The sequence below is a fragment of the Azohydromonas caseinilytica genome, assembly GCF_012927045.1.
GTDB lineage: Bacteria > Pseudomonadota > Gammaproteobacteria > Burkholderiales > Burkholderiaceae_C > Azohydromonas > Azohydromonas caseinilytica.
The window spans coordinates 1-14,408 of sequence record NZ_JABBFW010000009.1; the positions used below are offsets into that span (position 1 = coordinate 1).

Annotated in this window: 15 protein-coding genes; 2 read left to right on the top strand and 13 right to left on the bottom strand. The window is 67.2% G+C overall.

Going from position 1 to position 14,408, the window contains the following annotated elements; all coding sequences use genetic code 11:
- Positions 1-133 precede the first annotated feature (133 nt).
- Positions 134-328, top strand: coding sequence for a hypothetical protein (locus tag HHL10_RS14485; protein WP_169161097.1), 195 nt, complete (start codon positions 134-136; stop codon positions 326-328).
- A 3-nt stretch (positions 329-331) separates the two neighbouring features.
- The gene (locus HHL10_RS14490) at positions 332-784 is read left to right on the top strand and encodes a hypothetical protein (RefSeq protein ID WP_169161098.1); all 453 of its coding nucleotides are present in this window, start codon (positions 332-334) and stop codon (positions 782-784) included.
- A 146-nt stretch (positions 785-930) separates the two neighbouring features.
- On the opposite strand, the gene HHL10_RS14495 is transcribed toward HHL10_RS14490, so the two are convergent.
- The 13 genes from HHL10_RS14495 to HHL10_RS14555 all read right to left on the bottom strand — a co-directional run bounded on the left by HHL10_RS14495 (position 931) and on the right by HHL10_RS14555 (position 14,259).
- Complete coding sequence (locus tag HHL10_RS14495; RefSeq protein ID WP_169161099.1) at positions 931-1,899, bottom strand: branched-chain amino acid ABC transporter permease; 969 nt, start codon at positions 1,897-1,899, stop codon at positions 931-933.
- Positions 1,899-2,783, bottom strand: coding sequence for a branched-chain amino acid ABC transporter permease (locus HHL10_RS14500; RefSeq protein ID WP_169161100.1), 885 nt, complete (start codon positions 2,781-2,783; stop codon positions 1,899-1,901). The genes HHL10_RS14495 and HHL10_RS14500 overlap by 1 nt, the downstream gene beginning before the upstream one ends.
- Before the next feature lie 91 nt (positions 2,784-2,874).
- Positions 2,875-4,080, bottom strand: a complete 1,206-nt coding sequence (locus HHL10_RS14505; RefSeq protein ID WP_169161101.1) for an ABC transporter substrate-binding protein — start codon at positions 4,078-4,080, stop codon at positions 2,875-2,877.
- Positions 4,081-4,105: 25 nt separating this feature from the next.
- Entirely contained in the window at positions 4,106-4,858 is a 753-nt protein-coding gene (locus tag HHL10_RS14510; RefSeq protein ID WP_169161253.1) for an ABC transporter ATP-binding protein, read from the bottom strand.
- Positions 4,859-4,908: 50 nt separating this feature from the next.
- Positions 4,909-5,685 (bottom strand): ABC transporter ATP-binding protein, encoded by a 777-nt coding sequence (locus HHL10_RS14515; protein ID WP_169161102.1) that lies wholly within the window; start codon positions 5,683-5,685, stop codon positions 4,909-4,911.
- On the bottom strand, positions 5,682-6,464 hold the full coding sequence (locus tag HHL10_RS14520) for an IclR family transcriptional regulator (protein WP_310734600.1): 783 nt from the start codon (positions 6,462-6,464) through the stop codon (positions 5,682-5,684). The genes HHL10_RS14515 and HHL10_RS14520 overlap by 4 nt, the downstream gene beginning before the upstream one ends.
- 419 nt (positions 6,465-6,883) lie before the next feature.
- The gene (locus tag HHL10_RS14525) at positions 6,884-7,321 is read right to left on the bottom strand and encodes a type IV pilin protein (protein ID WP_169161254.1); all 438 of its coding nucleotides are present in this window, start codon (positions 7,319-7,321) and stop codon (positions 6,884-6,886) included.
- 149 nt (positions 7,322-7,470) lie between these two features.
- On the bottom strand, positions 7,471-8,106 hold the full coding sequence (locus HHL10_RS14530; RefSeq protein ID WP_205833053.1) for a histidine phosphatase family protein: 636 nt from the start codon (positions 8,104-8,106) through the stop codon (positions 7,471-7,473).
- A 35-nt stretch (positions 8,107-8,141) separates the two neighbouring features.
- Complete coding sequence (locus HHL10_RS14535; protein WP_169161104.1) at positions 8,142-8,774, bottom strand: YbhB/YbcL family Raf kinase inhibitor-like protein; 633 nt, start codon at positions 8,772-8,774, stop codon at positions 8,142-8,144.
- Between the two features lie 131 nt (positions 8,775-8,905).
- Positions 8,906-9,229 carry a DUF1840 domain-containing protein gene (locus HHL10_RS14540; RefSeq protein ID WP_169161105.1) on the bottom strand — a complete coding sequence of 108 codons (324 nt, stop codon included), beginning with the start codon at positions 9,227-9,229 and terminating at the stop codon, positions 8,906-8,908.
- Complete coding sequence (locus tag HHL10_RS14545) at positions 9,226-10,479, bottom strand: class I SAM-dependent methyltransferase (RefSeq protein WP_169161106.1); 1,254 nt, start codon at positions 10,477-10,479, stop codon at positions 9,226-9,228. Before HHL10_RS14545 ends, HHL10_RS14540 begins: the two co-directional genes overlap by 4 nt.
- Positions 10,480-10,621: 142 nt before the next feature.
- Complete coding sequence (locus tag HHL10_RS14550; RefSeq protein WP_169161107.1) at positions 10,622-12,784, bottom strand: putative bifunctional diguanylate cyclase/phosphodiesterase; 2,163 nt, start codon at positions 12,782-12,784, stop codon at positions 10,622-10,624.
- The gene (locus HHL10_RS14555; protein WP_259373253.1) at positions 12,781-14,259 is read right to left on the bottom strand and encodes a cyclic di-GMP phosphodiesterase; all 1,479 of its coding nucleotides are present in this window, start codon (positions 14,257-14,259) and stop codon (positions 12,781-12,783) included. Before HHL10_RS14555 ends, HHL10_RS14550 begins: the two co-directional genes overlap by 4 nt.
- Positions 14,260-14,408 lie beyond the last annotated feature (149 nt).

Sequence of the window (14,408 nt, forward strand, 5' to 3'; positions counted from 1 at the left end):
AGATGCGCCGGCTGCGCACGCGCTTTGAGCGCCGTGCCGACATCCATCAGGCCTTTGTGACCCTGGGCTGCGCGCTCATTTGCTGGAACCACTTGCTGCCCTCGTAGGCCAAAAAGTTAGAACTTCTTATGTCATGGCGCGTCGCGGCAAGGTCGGCCTGGCATGGGCGCCAGCTGCAGATGCGCATTCATTCCAGGACGCGGCACAGGAACTACCGCGGCGCTCCTGGCGCCCCATCACCCGCTACTTCCGTGACGGGCACACCGAGCAGTGGTGGGCGGCCGAGCTCAAGCTCTTTGGCTACGGCCCGGACCGCGAAGTGCGCTAGATCGTGGCTACCACCGACCCGGCCACGCTGCCGCCGCTGACCACTTGGTATCTGACCACGAACATGTCCTTGGATCAGGCGCCTGTGGCACATGTCGTGTGGCTTTACGGCATGAGGGCCTGGATCGAAGAGCACTACAAACGCGTGAAGGACGAGCTTGGCTGGGCCGACTTCATGATGCGTGCCGACCATGCCATTCGCCGCCACTGGGCCCTGGTGTGGTGTGCCTTCTCGTTTTGCTGGTGGCACGAGGTACAGCGCGCCAAGCCATTGTTCGAGCTGCACCAGAGCGTTTCCTGTGCACCTGAAAAGGTGCGGGGGAAAAATAAGGAAGCGCAAACGCCCGGTGCAGGGCTACTGGCCGCGGGCGCTGCGTCGCGTCCAATCATGGCTGGCCCCGTGGAAGTGGCTCAACACCTGTTGGCGGGCGTGGCGCGACGAGCCGCCGCCGCCTGAGCTTGCCAAACTCATGGAAGCTGTCGCGGCTGGCTTCGGAATTGACCTCTATCTCCGGGAATAACAAAGTACCGCTGTATGGCGGGCACGGTGAACAAGAAATTCATCCCCAGGCCAGACAGCACGGGCCCGGGTTTGACACATCTTCAAGCAGCGTTGCGACGGCGCTGTTGCCAAGCCAGCAGTTCGCCGACGAAGCCGCGGCGGAAAGCGACCACGCACACTACGAAGATGGCACCAATGATCACTGTCACCCAGGAGCCGACGCGATCGGCCAGGAAGTTCTGCAGCCCGATGATGGTGAAAGCGCCCAGCACCGGTCCGGCAAAGGTGCCCATGCCGCCCAGCAACGTCATCAGCACCACTTCACCCGAGAGTGACCAGTGAACATCCGACAACGTAGCAAAGCCCAGCACCAGCGTCTTGAGCGCGCCGGCCAGTCCGGCAATGGCCGTTGAAAGTACGAAGGCCAGCAGTTTGTACTTGTCCACGTCGTAGCCCAGCGATACCGCGCGCGGTTCATTCTCTCGGATGGCTTTGAGTACCTGCCCGTAAGGTGAGTGCACGATGCGGATCACACCCAAAAATACGCCCACGAAGATTGCCAACACCAGGAAGTACATCGCGATGTCATGGCCGAGCGGAACAACGCCAAACAAGTGACCGCGTGGCACACCCTGCAGCCCATCCTCGCCGCCGGTAAAGGGTGCTTGCAGGCAGACGAAGTACACCATTTGCGCCATGGCCAACGTGATCATGGCGAAGTAGATCCCTTGGCGCCGAATGGCGATAAGTCCGACCAGCAACCCGATCAACGCTGCGATGGCCGTACCTGCCACCAACCCAAGCTCTGGCGACCAGCCCGCACTGCGCACCAGCCAACCGGTGGCGTAGGCCGCCGAGCCCATAAAGGCCGCATGACCGAAAGACAACAGGCCCGTGAAGCCCAGCAGCAGGTTGAAGGCGCAGGCGAAGATAGCGAAGCACAGCGCCTTCATCATGAGCACCGGGTACAGCCCGATGAAAGGCGCGGCCAGCAGCACCGCCAGCACGATTAGCCACAGCAGGCGCGCTCGCCGCTGCAGGCTGACAGCAGAAGTGGCAGTGGCGCTCATCATTTCTCCTTGCCGAACAGGCCGGCGGGCCGCAACACCAGCACGATGGCCATGATCACGAACACCACGATGTTCGAAGCTTCGGGATAAAAGACCTTGGTCAGCCCCTCCACCAGCCCCAACATCAAGCCGGTAAGGATAGAGCCCAGGATTGAACCCATGCCGCCAATCACCACCACCGCGAACACGACGATGATGAGGTTGCTGCCCATCAGCGGCGTGATCTGAATCACCGGAGCGGCCAGCACGCCGGCCAGTGCCGCCAGCCCTGCGCCGGCGGCGTAGGTCAGCATCACCATCACCGGCACATTGATACCGAAAGCCTGCACCAGCGCCGGGTTTTCAGTGCCCGCGCGGAGTGTGGCCCCGAGCGGTGTTTTCTCGATCAGAAACCACGTACCCAGGCACACCAGCAGCGAGGCGCCAATGACCCAGGCACGGTAGTTGGGCAGCACCATGAAGCCAAGGTTGGTGGCGCCTTGCAGCAGATCAGGCACCGGGTACTGCTGCCCCGAGACACCAAACTGTTCACGGAACACGCCCTCGGCGATCAGCGCCAAGCCAAAGGTCAATAGCAAGCCGTACAGCGGATCGAGCTTGTAGAGCTGCTTGAGCAAGGTGCGCTCGATGACCACGCCCAGCGCACCCACTACCAGTGGCGCCAGCAACAGTGCCACCCAGTAGTTGATGCCTAGGTACTCCAGGCTCAGCCATGCCACATAGGCGCCGATCATGTACAGCGCGCCATGCGCGAAATTCACGATGCCCAGCAGTCCGAAGATCACGGCCAGCCCGAGGCTGAGCATGGCGTAGAAGGAGCCGTTGACCAGACCCAGCATGAGCTGACCCAGAAAGGCCTGGTGCGGTATGCCGAAGATGTCCACGAGGTCAGTTCCGTAGTGGAGTGCCGTTACGGCGAACCGCCGCAGGAGTACGGCAGCCCGCCTCCTGCAGCGCGGCGACGGGCTCAGCGCATCACTGCTTCCACAGCGCGCACTTGCTCTCGGCCTTGGTGGTAAAAGCTGCCTCGCCCTTGATGGTTTCCACCACGTTGTAGTAGTCCCAAGGCTCGGTGGACTGTGCCGGCGTCTTGACCTGCATCAGATACATGTCGTGCACCATGCGGCCGTCCTCGCGCACATAGCCGTTCTTGGCGAAGACGTCGTTGACCTTGATCTTCTTGAGTTGCGCCATCACCTTATCGCCATCATCGGTGCCTGCAGCTTTGACAGCCTGCAGGTAGCTCAAAGCCACCGAGTAGTCGGCGGCCTGCAGGGACGAAGGCATGCGTTTGACCTTGTCAAAAAACTTGCGACCCCAGGCGCGCGACTCGGCGTCGCGGTTCCAGTACCAACTGTCGGTGAGGTACATGCCTTGCGTGTTCTTCAGGCCCAGCGAGTGCACATCGTTGATGAACATCAGCAAGCCAGCAAGCTTCATCGACTTGGTAATACCGAATTCGTTGGCCGCCTTGATGGCATTGATTGTGTCGCCACCAGCATTGGCCAAGCCCAGGATCTGTGCCTTGCTCGACTGCGCCTGCAGCAGGAAGCTGGAGAAGTCACTGGCCGACAGCGGGTGCTTGACCGAGCCCACGACGGTGCCGCCGGACGCCTTGACGACATTGGCCGTGTCGTTTTGCAGCGACTGGCCAAAGGCGTAGTCGGCGGTGAGGAAGAACCAGCTTTTGCCGCCGGCACGCACCACGGCGCCTCCCGTGCCTTTGGCCAGAGCCACCGTGTCATAGGCCCAGTGGATGGTGTAGGGTGAGCACTGCTCGTTGGTCAGCGCCGAAGTGCCGGCCCCCACGGCGATAAAGGGCTTTTTCTTCTCAGCGGCGACCTTGGCCATGGCCAAGCTGGTGCCGGAGTTGGTGCCGCCGATGAGCATGTCCATGCCCTGCGTATCGAACCACTCCCGCGCCTTGGCCGCAGCGACGTCCGCCTTGTTCTGGTGGTCGGCCGAGAGCAGTTCAATCTTTTTGCCGTTGATGTTGCCGCCCATGTCGGCAATGGCCATGCGGATGGCTTCGGCGCCGCCCTGACCGTCGATGTCGGAGTAAAGGCCGCCCATGTCACTGATGAACCCGATGCGAATCACGTCACCCGAGAATTGGGCGTTAGCCGTTCCAATCGATGCGGCGGCAACAGCACAGCCCGTGGCGAGAGTCTTGAGCTTCATATTTCGGTCTCCTTCCAATAGTTAATCAGACACCCAAGTACTCCCGCAGCTTCTGGCTGTGCTGCGGCAGTTGCGCCTGGGTGAATTCCTCGATCACGCGGCCGTGCTCCATCACGAGGAAGCGATCCGCCAAAGGGGCGGCAAAGCGGAAGTTCTGTTCCACCATCACGATGGTGTATCCCTGACGGCGCAGCGTCGTCACCATCTCGGCGAGTTTCTGCACGATCACCGGCGCCAGACCTTCCGAGATTTCGTCGAGCAATAGCAGCCGCGCGCCGGTGCGCAGGATACGCGCCACTGCCAGCATTTGTTGCTCTCCACCGGAGAGGCGCGTGCCTTGGCTGGCGGCACGCTCGCGCAGGTTGGGGAACATCGTGTAGATCTGCTCCACGCTCATGCCTCCCTTAACGAGCACCGGCGGCAGCATCAGGTTTTCTTGCGTCGAAAGACTGGAGAAGATGCCACGCTCCTCAGGGCAGTAGCCAATGCCCAGCCGCGCAATACGGTGCGTGGGCAACCCAACGCTTTCAGTGTCGTGGACTTTGATCGAGCCCTTACGGCTGCCCGTGAGGCCCATGATGGCCCGCAGCGTGGTGGTGCGCCCGGCGCCGTTGCGTCCCAGCAGCGTCACGACCTCGCCTTCGTCCACCGTAAAATTCACCCCGTGCAGCACATGTGATTCGCCGTACCAGGCGTGAAGGTCCGAGACCTCCAGAAAGCGCCGGCGTGCGCCGCCAGTGGACGGCGCTACGGCGGGGGTAGAGGCGGCAGACTGCATCCCCATGTGCGGCAGCGGAGTGGCCACGTCGGCAATTTGCGAGCGGTCCATCAGTGGGCTCCCTGCAGCTCGACATTGGCACTTCCCATATAGGCCTCCACTACGGCCGGATTGGCCGATACCTGGGCATACGGCCCTTCAGCCAGCACAGCGCCGCGCTGCAGTACCGTGATGGTGTCAGCGATGCTCGACACCACGCTCATGTTGTGTTCCACCATCAGCACTGTGCGGTCCGCCGCTACTTTTTTGATGAGTTGGCGGATGCGATCCACATCCTCGATGCCCAGGCCCTGTGTGGGCTCGTCCAGCAGCATCAACCGCGGCTCCATGGCCAGCGTGGTAGCAATTTCCAGCGAGCGCTTGCGTCCGTAGCTCAACTCCACGGCCGGCAGATCGGCATAGCGCTGCAAATCCACCGCGTGCAGCAGTTCCATCGCGCGCTCGTTGAGCACGTTGAGAGTGCGCTCGGAACGCCAGAACTGGAATGACGGTCCCAGGTACTTGCGCTGCAACGCCACACGCACGTTCTCCAGCACGGTCAGGTGCGGGAACACGGCCGAGATCTGGAATGAGCGGATCACGCCGCGGCGCGCCACCTGCGCCGGCGCCTCGCGCGTGATGTCCTGCCCCTCGAAGAAGATGCGGCCCGAGGTCGGCTGCAGGAACTTGGTCAGCAGGTTGAAGCATGTGGTCTTGCCCGCACCGTTGGGCCCGATCAGGGCATGGATGGTGCCCCGGCGCACGCGCAAGTTGACCTTGTTGACCGCGACGAAACCCTTGAATTCGCGGGTGAGGTCCTGGGTTTCCAGGATGTGATCGCCACTCATGCGCCGCCTCCTTGCTTGACGATGTCCCGGGAGGCCAGCGGCACCGAGCCGCCCAGCCGCTGTGTGAGCTCGCGCGCCGTGCCAAGCACCACCTCCAGGTGCCGCGCACCGCCGTCGGTGCCGAGCATGCTCTTGTTGATGCAAACGCCTACGCCAGCCACGGCCTGCCCTGAAGCGTCGAACACTGGGGCGCCCATGCAATACACGCCTTCGCGCACACCTTCGTCATCGACGCTGTAGCCGCGCTCACGCGTGGCGCGCAGCTCGCGCCTGAGTGCCGTGCGCGTGAGCGGCCCCTTGCCGGACATGCGGGGCAGCGGATCGGCCGGAAACAACTGCGCCAGCCGTTCGATCGGTTGGTGCGCCAGCATGGCCTTGCCCGTGGCGGCCAAATGCGCAGGCAGCCGCATGCCGACGTTGAATGCCAAGCCCAGCGGCCGCCGCCCCGGACGAGCGGCCACGTACACCACCTCGGTACCGTCGAGCACCGAGAGGATGATGGTTTCGTCGTGCGCCCCGCCAGCCGTGGCTTTCCACAAGGCGTTGAATTCCTCCGTCACCTGCGTACCGGCCACGAAGGCCTCGGCCAGCCCCATCACCCGCGCGCCGATTAGGAAAGCGCCGTCGGCCTGGCGGCGCAGGTAGCCAAAGCTCAACAGCGTGTTGCACAGCCCATGCACGCTGCTCTTGGGATAACCCAGCTCGGCCACCAGCCGCGCTAGGGTCAACGGCCGGCGTGCTTGCGCAATGCGCTCCAGCAAGGTCAACGCCCTGGCCACGGCAGGCACCAAAGGCGGCTGCGCCGGCACGGCATTCCCCTGGGCTGCAGCCATAGCCTGTGGAACAGAGCCACGGGCACGGGCAGCGAGTGTGGCTGGATTGTTCAATTAGCTGAACGGTGTTCAATAGACGGAACCGGATGGTCGGCACTCACAGGCCGAATGTCATCCCCCCGTAAGCTTGAATTCGGGGAATATCCTGTAAGGACTAACCCTGCTAGCTCTCGACGGCCAGCGGCGAAGACTCGTGCGCCTTTGCAAGCGAGTCGGAAGAATCAAATTCGTGTTGTTTGCGAAATCACCCTTTTGGGGGACGCTCTATCCCCCAATGGTGCGATGCGCTTGAGTGCGCGGTTGCTCTCAAGCAACCAGAGGTGTGCCGCCTCGATGAGCGCTGCGCCTGGTTAGAAACATGCGCCTCAGCGGCTCCAGCACGCTTGGGGCGTGCGCTGCACGCTGCCTGGGCTCACCGTCACCATCAGTGCGGTGCAGCCGCTGTCGGCCGCCTGGCTGCGACCGGCCACGGCGGTGGCTGTGACGACATAGCCGGCGGCGCCAGCAGCGGTAAGTGAGAGCCTGTAGAAACCCCCTGCGCTGACGGCGCTCAGACCCAGCCCCAGCGGCGGTGCTGCGTTCAGTTCGGCCGCATAGCTGGCATGGGTGCTGCGCCATCGCTCCTGGGCCTGTTCAACCTGCATCAGCGCCACCAGCGCATCGGTGCGCCGCGTCTTGCGTACCTGGGCCAGGTAGGAGGGATAGGCCATGCCTGCCACCACGGCAGCAATGGCCAGTGCCGCTGCCACCTCCACCAGCGTGAACCCGCGGCTGGCCGTTCTGGAAAAGTTCGCTTGCGCCATGAGCGCAGTGTGTCCATCGCATTCGCAGTGCGAGTGGCGACAGAATGCGGCGCTCCCCCAGGCATGCGGCAGGAAAAACATGGAGACGGCGGACGTCCCTGAGCGGCACACCTTGTCCAGCGAACGTACGGCTCTGGCGCTAAGCGCCCTCAGGCTGGCTCATCCAGTGCCGGCCGCGCCAAGTGCATGTCATCGCTCCAGCCCACCAGCATGAAGCCCTGCGGGGTATGCAGCAGGCGGTTGACCGCGGCGTTGCCGACCTGCCAAGTGCGCGGCGCCTGCAGGTCCAGCCGCGTGGCGGCCCGGTACAGGCAGTCCAGCACGCCGCCGTGCGAAACCAGCGCGATCGACTGTCCCGGATGACGCGCCGCCAATTGCGCAGCCGCCGTGACACAGCGGTCGTAGAACGCGCGCAGCGTTTCCCCGCCTTCCGGACCAAAGTCCGGATCGCGTCGACGCCAGCGCAGGCTGTCCTCGGGCCAGCGCTGCTCGATCTCGTCGAAGCGCAAGCCCTCGAAGCAGCCAAAGCGCCGCTCACGCAGACCGGGCTCCCGCTGCACCGGCAAGCCGGCGGCCTGCGCGAAGGCAGCGGCGGTTTCAACGGCACGCCCCAGGTCGCTGGCATAGACCGCCTGCAATGGCTCGTCGGCCAGCGCCTGCGTCAGGCATTGGGCCTGCCAGCGGCCATGGGCGTTGAGCGGAATATCGGTGTGGCCCTGGATGCGCGTGTCGGCATTCCAGTCCGTTTCACCGTGGCGGATGGCGATGATGCGGGTGGCTTCCAGGGGGATTCCTTTGACGGAGCGGGGCGAAACAGCGCTCAGGACTGCGCCAGCAGCCGGCGGTTGAGCGTGTAGGTGCCGCTGAACGTGGCCTCGGCCAGCACATGGTCGGCCAGCGCCACGCGGGCCTGGGTACCTGTGAAGGCCCCCTCCACCGCCAGGCGCGGCACCGACAGCGCGTAGAGCGTGAACACGTAATGGTGCACCAGCGCGTCATTGAAGGGCGGGAAAGGCCCGTCATACCCGAAATAGTTGCCGGCCATCTGGGCATCGCCGGCAAACCAGCCGGTGTAGTCGTTAAGGCCCTGCCGCGCGCCATGGGGCGCAGCCGGCCCGGGCTTGCCGCGCGGCGTGAAGCCGCTGCTGAACTGACCTTCGCCGATTTCCGTGAGCGTGGGCGGCAGGTCCACCAGCACCCAGTGGAAGAAGTCCACGCGCGGCAGGTCGGCCGGTACTTCACGATCGGCCTTGTTGACGTCGTCGCCGCGGCTGGGCACGTCAGTGTCATGGCAGATCAGCGCCAGGGAGCAGGTGCCTGCCGGCACGCCGCTCCAGGCCAGGTGCGGATTGAGGTTGGCGGCAAAGCCAACGCCCTCGCCTTCAATGCGCCCGGCAGCGTAGCGCTCGGGGATGCGCGCGCCGTCGGTCCAGCTCTCACTCCAGAGTTTCATGACACGGTCTTTCTTGACTGAGGGGGAAACGCGAGCGCCGCCAACGCGCACGATGCTTCCGGATGCCATCAGGCCCGGAGTCAAGGCGGCCCGGACGCCAGGAAAGGTCTTCGCGGCGCGGGCTCCGCGGCTTACACGCCCCAGACGATCGGGTAACCCGCCGCCTGGGCACGTTTCATCATCTCCACCAGCGGCCACACGCGCTGGCGCAGGCTCACGCTCTCGTGCGGCGGCAATTGCCTGCCCTCTGCGGCGGCTTCGGCCTCGGCCTGGGCCCGCGCGGCCTCCTCCGCCGCCACCGCCTGCTCCAACAAGGCGCGCAGCCGAGGCATGTCCTCAACTTCGAAGATGCCCTGGGGGCTGGGCTCGCGGCCCATCAGCCGCAGCAGGTGATCGCCGTTGACACCGAGCATCACCACGTCGCCCGCAGCCTTGGACTTGAACTTGTAGATCATTGTTTGGCCATGTAGTCGCGGTTGAAGGGATAGCCGGATTGTGCGCCGCGCATCGGCCCGTCGCCGACGTTGCCGCTGGGCCGGCTGGCCAGCATCTGGTGCAGCGACAGCCAGCCCTGCTCGAAGCTCGCGGCACTGCCGGCCAGGTACAGCCGGTAGGCGCGCAGCACCCGCTCGCCGGCCAGCGCCCGTGCCTGATCCAGCTGCGCCTCCAGCGCGTCGGACCAGGACCACAGCGTGCGTGCGTAATGCGGGCGCAGGTTTTCGGTGTCGAGCATCTCCAGCCCCGCGTCGGCCATCTCGCGCAGCACGTGCGAGACATGCAGCAGCTCCCCGCCGGGAAAGATGTAGCGGTCGATGAACTCGCCGATGCCTGCGCCGAGCTGGCGGTTGCGGGTGCCGCCGGCCGTGATGCCATGGTTCATCAGCAGCCCGCCAGGCTTGAGCAGGCGGCGGATCTTGGCGAAGTAGGTCGGCAGGTTGGCCCGCCCCACATGCTCGAACATGCCCACCGAGGCGATCTTGTCGAAGGGCTCGTCCTCGGCCAGCGCCCGGTAGTCCAGCAGCTCCATGCGCACGCGCCCGCGCAGGCCGCGCGCCTCGATCAGCCCGTTGACGTGGGCATGCTGGTTCTGCGACAGCGTGATGCCGGTGGCCTGCACGCCGTGGTGCTCGGCCGCCCACAGCAGCAGGGCGCCCCAGCCCGCGCCGATGTCCAGGAAGCGCTCGCCCGGGCGCAGCATGAGCTTGCGGCAGATGTGCTCGAGCTTGGCCTCCTGGGCCTGCGCCAGCGTCATGCCGGCGTCGCGGAAGTAGGCGCAGGAGTACACGCGGCGCGGATCGAGCCACAGCGCGTAGAAGTCGTCCGAGACGTCGTAGTGGAACTGCACCTGGCGCGCGTCGGCCGCAGGCGTGTGACGCGCCAGTGCGCGCCCCGCGTCCAGCAGCTCGCGCCAGGCGCGCAGCGGCGAGCGCTCGGTGGTGCGCGTGGGATCGGCGGCGATGAGCTGCACCGCCAGCTGCATCACGTCGCGCGGCGCGCCGCCGATGTCGAGCCGGTGCTCGACGTAGTCCTCGGCCACGCGCCCGATCTGGCCGGTGGCCAGATGCGCCAGCGTGCGCAGGTCGCGCAGCGCCAGCGTGACGCCGGCCTGCAGCGGCCCCAGGCGCCGCCCCCCGGGCAGCGTCACCGCCAGGGGCGGGTGCAAGGAAGCGATCTTGCGTTCAACCAGGGCTTCGAGCGTCGTCATGGCGCGCGGCGGGCAGTCACAGTTGGCCCCATCGTGGAAGAAAGCGCCGGGCGCCGCAATGCGCCTGCTGCAATGCACCACCTGCGCATGGGTAGGCCCATCCCGGCCGCCCGCCCGGAAATGTCCGATTTGCGGCCCGGGTTCAGGCCGGGCCGTGCTCCTGCGCCGCCTCGGTGAACCGCTGCTGCAGCAACTCGGCCTCCAGCGCCGGCGCCCACAGGTAGCCCTGCCCCTCGTGGCAGCCGATCTGCGCCAGGAAATCGCGCTGCTCCCGGGTCTCCACGCCTTCGGCAATGACGCCCAGCTCCAGCGCCCGCGCCATCTGCACGATGGCGCGCACGATGGCGGCGTCGCTGTCGTCCCCGGGCAGGCCGCGCACGAAGCCGCGGTCGATCTTGAGCTTGTTGATGGGAAAGCGCTTGAGATAGGCCAGGCTGGAATAGCCGGTGCCGAAGTCGTCCACCGCCAGCCGCACGCCCAGCTGGGCCAGCGCCTGCAGCCGCGCCAGGGTTTCCTGCGCGTCCTGCAGCAGGATGCTCTCGGTGAGCTCCAGCTCCAGCAGCTGCGGCGGCAGCGAGGCCGCATCCAGCGTGGCCTGCACCTGGTCCACGAAATAGGGCTGCTGGAACTGCAGCGCCGACACGTTCACCGCCACCGGCACCTTCCAGCCCTGGCGCTGCCACTGCGCGGCCTGGTGCACCGCCTGCGTCAGCACCCACTCGCCGATGGCCACGATGAAGCCGCTGGCCTCGGCCACGGGAATGAACTCCGCCGGCGAGATGTCGCTCCCGCGCTCCGGGTCGTACCAGCGCAGCAGCGCCTCCACGCCGATGACGCGCCCGCTGTCCAGGTCGTGCTGGGGCTGGTAGGCCAGCCGGAAGCGCTTGCTGGCCAGCGCCAGCCGCATGGCATGGTCGAGCCGGATGCGCGAGCGCGCGTCCAGCGGCTGCGGCACCGGATGGTGCAGCCGGTAGCTGGAGCGCCCGCCGGCCTTGGCGCGCTGCATGGCGGTCTCGGCATGGCGCAGCAGCTCGTCGGCGGAGCTGCCGTCGATGGGGTGCACGGCAATGCCGATGCTGCAGGTGAGCGTGAACTCGGCGCCTTCGAGCGTGAGCGGCCGCGCCACGGCTTCGAGCACGCGCCCCGCCGCCAGCTCCGCGCCGCGCGCGTCGCTGTCGCGCACCAGCAGCGCGAACTGGTCGCCGCCCAGCCGCGCCACCATGTCGCCCTCGCGCACGCAGTGCTGCAGCCGGTTGCGCATCTCGCACAGCACGCGGTCGCCGCCCTGGTGGCCCAGGCTGTCGTTGACCTGCTTGAAGTGGTCCAGGTCCAGCACCAGCAGCGCGAAGCCCTCGCTGCCGGGCAGCGCCGCCGCCGCGGCACGCGCCACCATGTCGCCGAACTGCGCGCGGTTGGCCAGCCCGGTGAGCGGGTCGGTGCTGGCCAGGCGCTCGATGCGCTGGTCCGCGGCGATGCGCTCGCTCAGGTCGCGGAAGGAGTAGACCCGCCCGATCGGGCGCCCGTTGATCCACTGCGGCTGCGTCACGCGCTCCAGCACCTGGCCCGAGCGCAGCCGCAGCCGGTCGCTGGCCTGCATCAGCACGGCCTCGCGCACGTTGTCCAGGCGCTGCTGGTAGCGCACCGGGTCGCTCACGCTGCTGCGCATCCAGTCATAGACGGCCGCGTCGTTGCCGCTGTGCAGCAGCGCCTCGGGCAGGGCCCAGATCTGGGCGAAGCGGCGGTTGAAGCTGCGGATGCGGCCGGCCAGGTCGGTGACGAGGATGCCGTCGGCGGTGGACTCCAGCGTGGCGCGCAGCTGCGCCAGCAGCTGCTCGCGCTCCTGCTCGGCCGCGCGCTGCGCGCTGTGGTCCTGCAGCGCCACCATGTACAGCCGCGGCGGCAGCGGCCGGATGCGCCGCGTGAGGTAGAGCGTGCTGCCGTCGGCGCGCGGCAGCAGGGTCTCCGAGCTCAGCTCGGCCGCGGGCTCGCCCTGTGCGGCGGCCTCGGCCCAGAAGGCGAAGTCCTCGGGCGTGGGCAGCAGCGTGTCGGCCCCGGCGGCCAGCACCTCCTGGCGCGAGCGCTGCAGCAGCCGCAGCGCCGACTCGTTGACGGCGCACACCTGCAGGGTGTCGGCCTGCACCAGCCACACCGCCTCGTTGAGGTTCTCGATCAGCTGCGCCCAGGCCGCCAGCGGCGTGGGCTCCTGCGGCACGGCGACCGCGGCCGGCAGCGGCGCCGGCACTCCCGCCCCGCCAGCGGACTCGGTGGCGGCGCGGGCCAGCAACTCCGGGCAGCGCGGCGTCATGCAATGCGCTCCTGCGCCAGCGGCGCCGGGGCGGCATCGAAGAAATAGGCCACGCGCTGGCTCGCGCCCAGGTAGTTCTGCACCTCGCGCGGCAGCTGGCTGGGCTTGAGGCTGCGCCGGATGGCCACGCCCGGCTCATGCTCCAGGTCCAGCAGCAGCGCCTCGTCGCGCGGCACGCGCGCGTCGTACACCAGCACGCGCGGCCGCAGCGGGCGCCCGGCATTGACGCTGGTCACCAGCGCATAGCGCTCGTCGCTGAGCTGCACCACCGAGCCCGCCGGGTACACGCCCATCATGCGCACGAAGGCGCCCATCAGCCACGGGTCGTGCTTGGTCGGGCCCTGGGTGAAGAGCAGCGACAGCGCCTCGTGCGGCGTCAGCGACGCCGCCGGCAGCGGCCGGTTGCACAGGTTGTCGTAGCGGTTGACCAGCGCCACGATGCGCGCGCTCATGGTCAGCCGCGACAGCTCCAGCCGCTGCGGAAAGCCGCTGCCGTCGGCCAGCTCGTGGTGCTGCCCGATCACCAGCAACGCCGTCGGCTCCAGCCCCATGCGGCGCCCATGCACCACGCCCAGCGCGACATGGTCGCGATAGATCTTGAGCTCCGAGGGGCTGAAGCCTTCCTCCAGGTAGCGCAGCCGCTCGGGCACGTCGATCTTGCCGATGTCGTGCAGCAGCGCCCCCATGCCCAGCACCTGCAGCTCGGGCTCGGTGAAGTTCAGCAGCCGCCCCAGCAGCAGCGACAGGACGGTGACGTTGAGCGCATGCGCCGAGCTGCGGTCGCCGGCGCTCTCGGTGAGCAGCCGGATGCAGCTCTGGGGGTCGCTGAGCATCTGCTGCAGCAGCTCGCCCGTGAGGGCCTGGGTGCGCTCGCGCGCGGCGGCGGGCTCGTTGGCGCGCAGCAGCTCGCTGGCATCGCGCCAGCCGCGGGTGGCCTCGGCATAGCAGCGCTCGCACTCCTGCTGCGCCGCGCGCTGCAGCGCCAGGGTCTGGCGGCGCTGGCGCCGCGCAGTCTCCTGGGGGCTTTCGGCGACCGCCGCGCCCTGGGCAGCCGCGGCGGCGCCCGCCTCGGCCCCACCGGCCGGCTCGGACGGCTCGGGGGCCATGGGCTCGACGCCCGGGTCTTGTGCCTGGGCCGCCGGGGCCGCTGGAGAAACCCCGGCGTCCGGGACGGTCGGGGCTTCGCCGGGCTCGGCCTCCCGTGCTTCGGCAACCAGCCAGCTCGGCCTCCTCGCGGGGGCCGCGCCACCGGCGGCTGCCGTGGCGGCCAGCGCGGCGCGCACGCGGCGCATCTCGCTGCGGTTGGGGTCCCAGCGCACGCGCTCCAGCCCGAGGCCGCGAATGGTCTCGATCTGGGCTTGGCTGCTGATGACGAAGCTGCTGCGCGGAAAGGGATGCGAGATCCAGCTCAGCTCCAGCTGGACGTACATGCCAGGCAGGAGATCGTGTACGTCAATGGTTTCGGGGAGCTGCATCGGAACGGCAAAGCACGGCCCCGCACGCGGGGCGGTCTACATCTATGTCGTGGTTGTCGGCATTTGTGGCCTCGACTTGAGCCGCCGGGCACTGAACTTGCGCCCGGCGTGCAAGGTGCACGGCGGCGCCGGCTGGTCCGGGCTCAGCC

Coding starts and splice junctions, on each gene's coding strand:
- HHL10_RS14495 (WP_169161099.1), bottom strand. CDS start 1,899: ATGAGCGCCACTGCCACTTCTGCTGTCAGCCTGCAGCGGCGAGCGCGC.
- HHL10_RS14545 (WP_169161106.1), bottom strand. CDS start 10,479: ATGACGACGCTCGAAGCCCTGGTTGAACGCAAGATCGCTTCCTTGCAC.
- HHL10_RS14525 (WP_169161254.1), bottom strand. CDS start 7,321: ATGGCGCAAGCGAACTTTTCCAGAACGGCCAGCCGCGGGTTCACGCTG.
- HHL10_RS14505 (WP_169161101.1), bottom strand. CDS start 4,080: ATGAAGCTCAAGACTCTCGCCACGGGCTGTGCTGTTGCCGCCGCATCG.
- HHL10_RS14515 (WP_169161102.1), bottom strand. CDS start 5,685: ATGAGTGGCGATCACATCCTGGAAACCCAGGACCTCACCCGCGAATTC.
- HHL10_RS14550 (WP_169161107.1), bottom strand. CDS start 12,784: ATGACGCCGCGCTGCCCGGAGTTGCTGGCCCGCGCCGCCACCGAGTCC.
- HHL10_RS14540 (WP_169161105.1), bottom strand. CDS start 9,229: ATGATCTACAAGTTCAAGTCCAAGGCTGCGGGCGACGTGGTGATGCTC.
- HHL10_RS14485 (WP_169161097.1), top strand. CDS start 134: ATGGCGCGTCGCGGCAAGGTCGGCCTGGCATGGGCGCCAGCTGCAGAT.
- HHL10_RS14510 (WP_169161253.1), bottom strand. CDS start 4,858: ATGCAGTCTGCCGCCTCTACCCCCGCCGTAGCGCCGTCCACTGGCGGC.
- HHL10_RS14555 (WP_259373253.1), bottom strand. CDS start 14,259: ATGCAGCTCCCCGAAACCATTGACGTACACGATCTCCTGCCTGGCATG.
- HHL10_RS14535 (WP_169161104.1), bottom strand. CDS start 8,774: ATGAAACTCTGGAGTGAGAGCTGGACCGACGGCGCGCGCATCCCCGAG.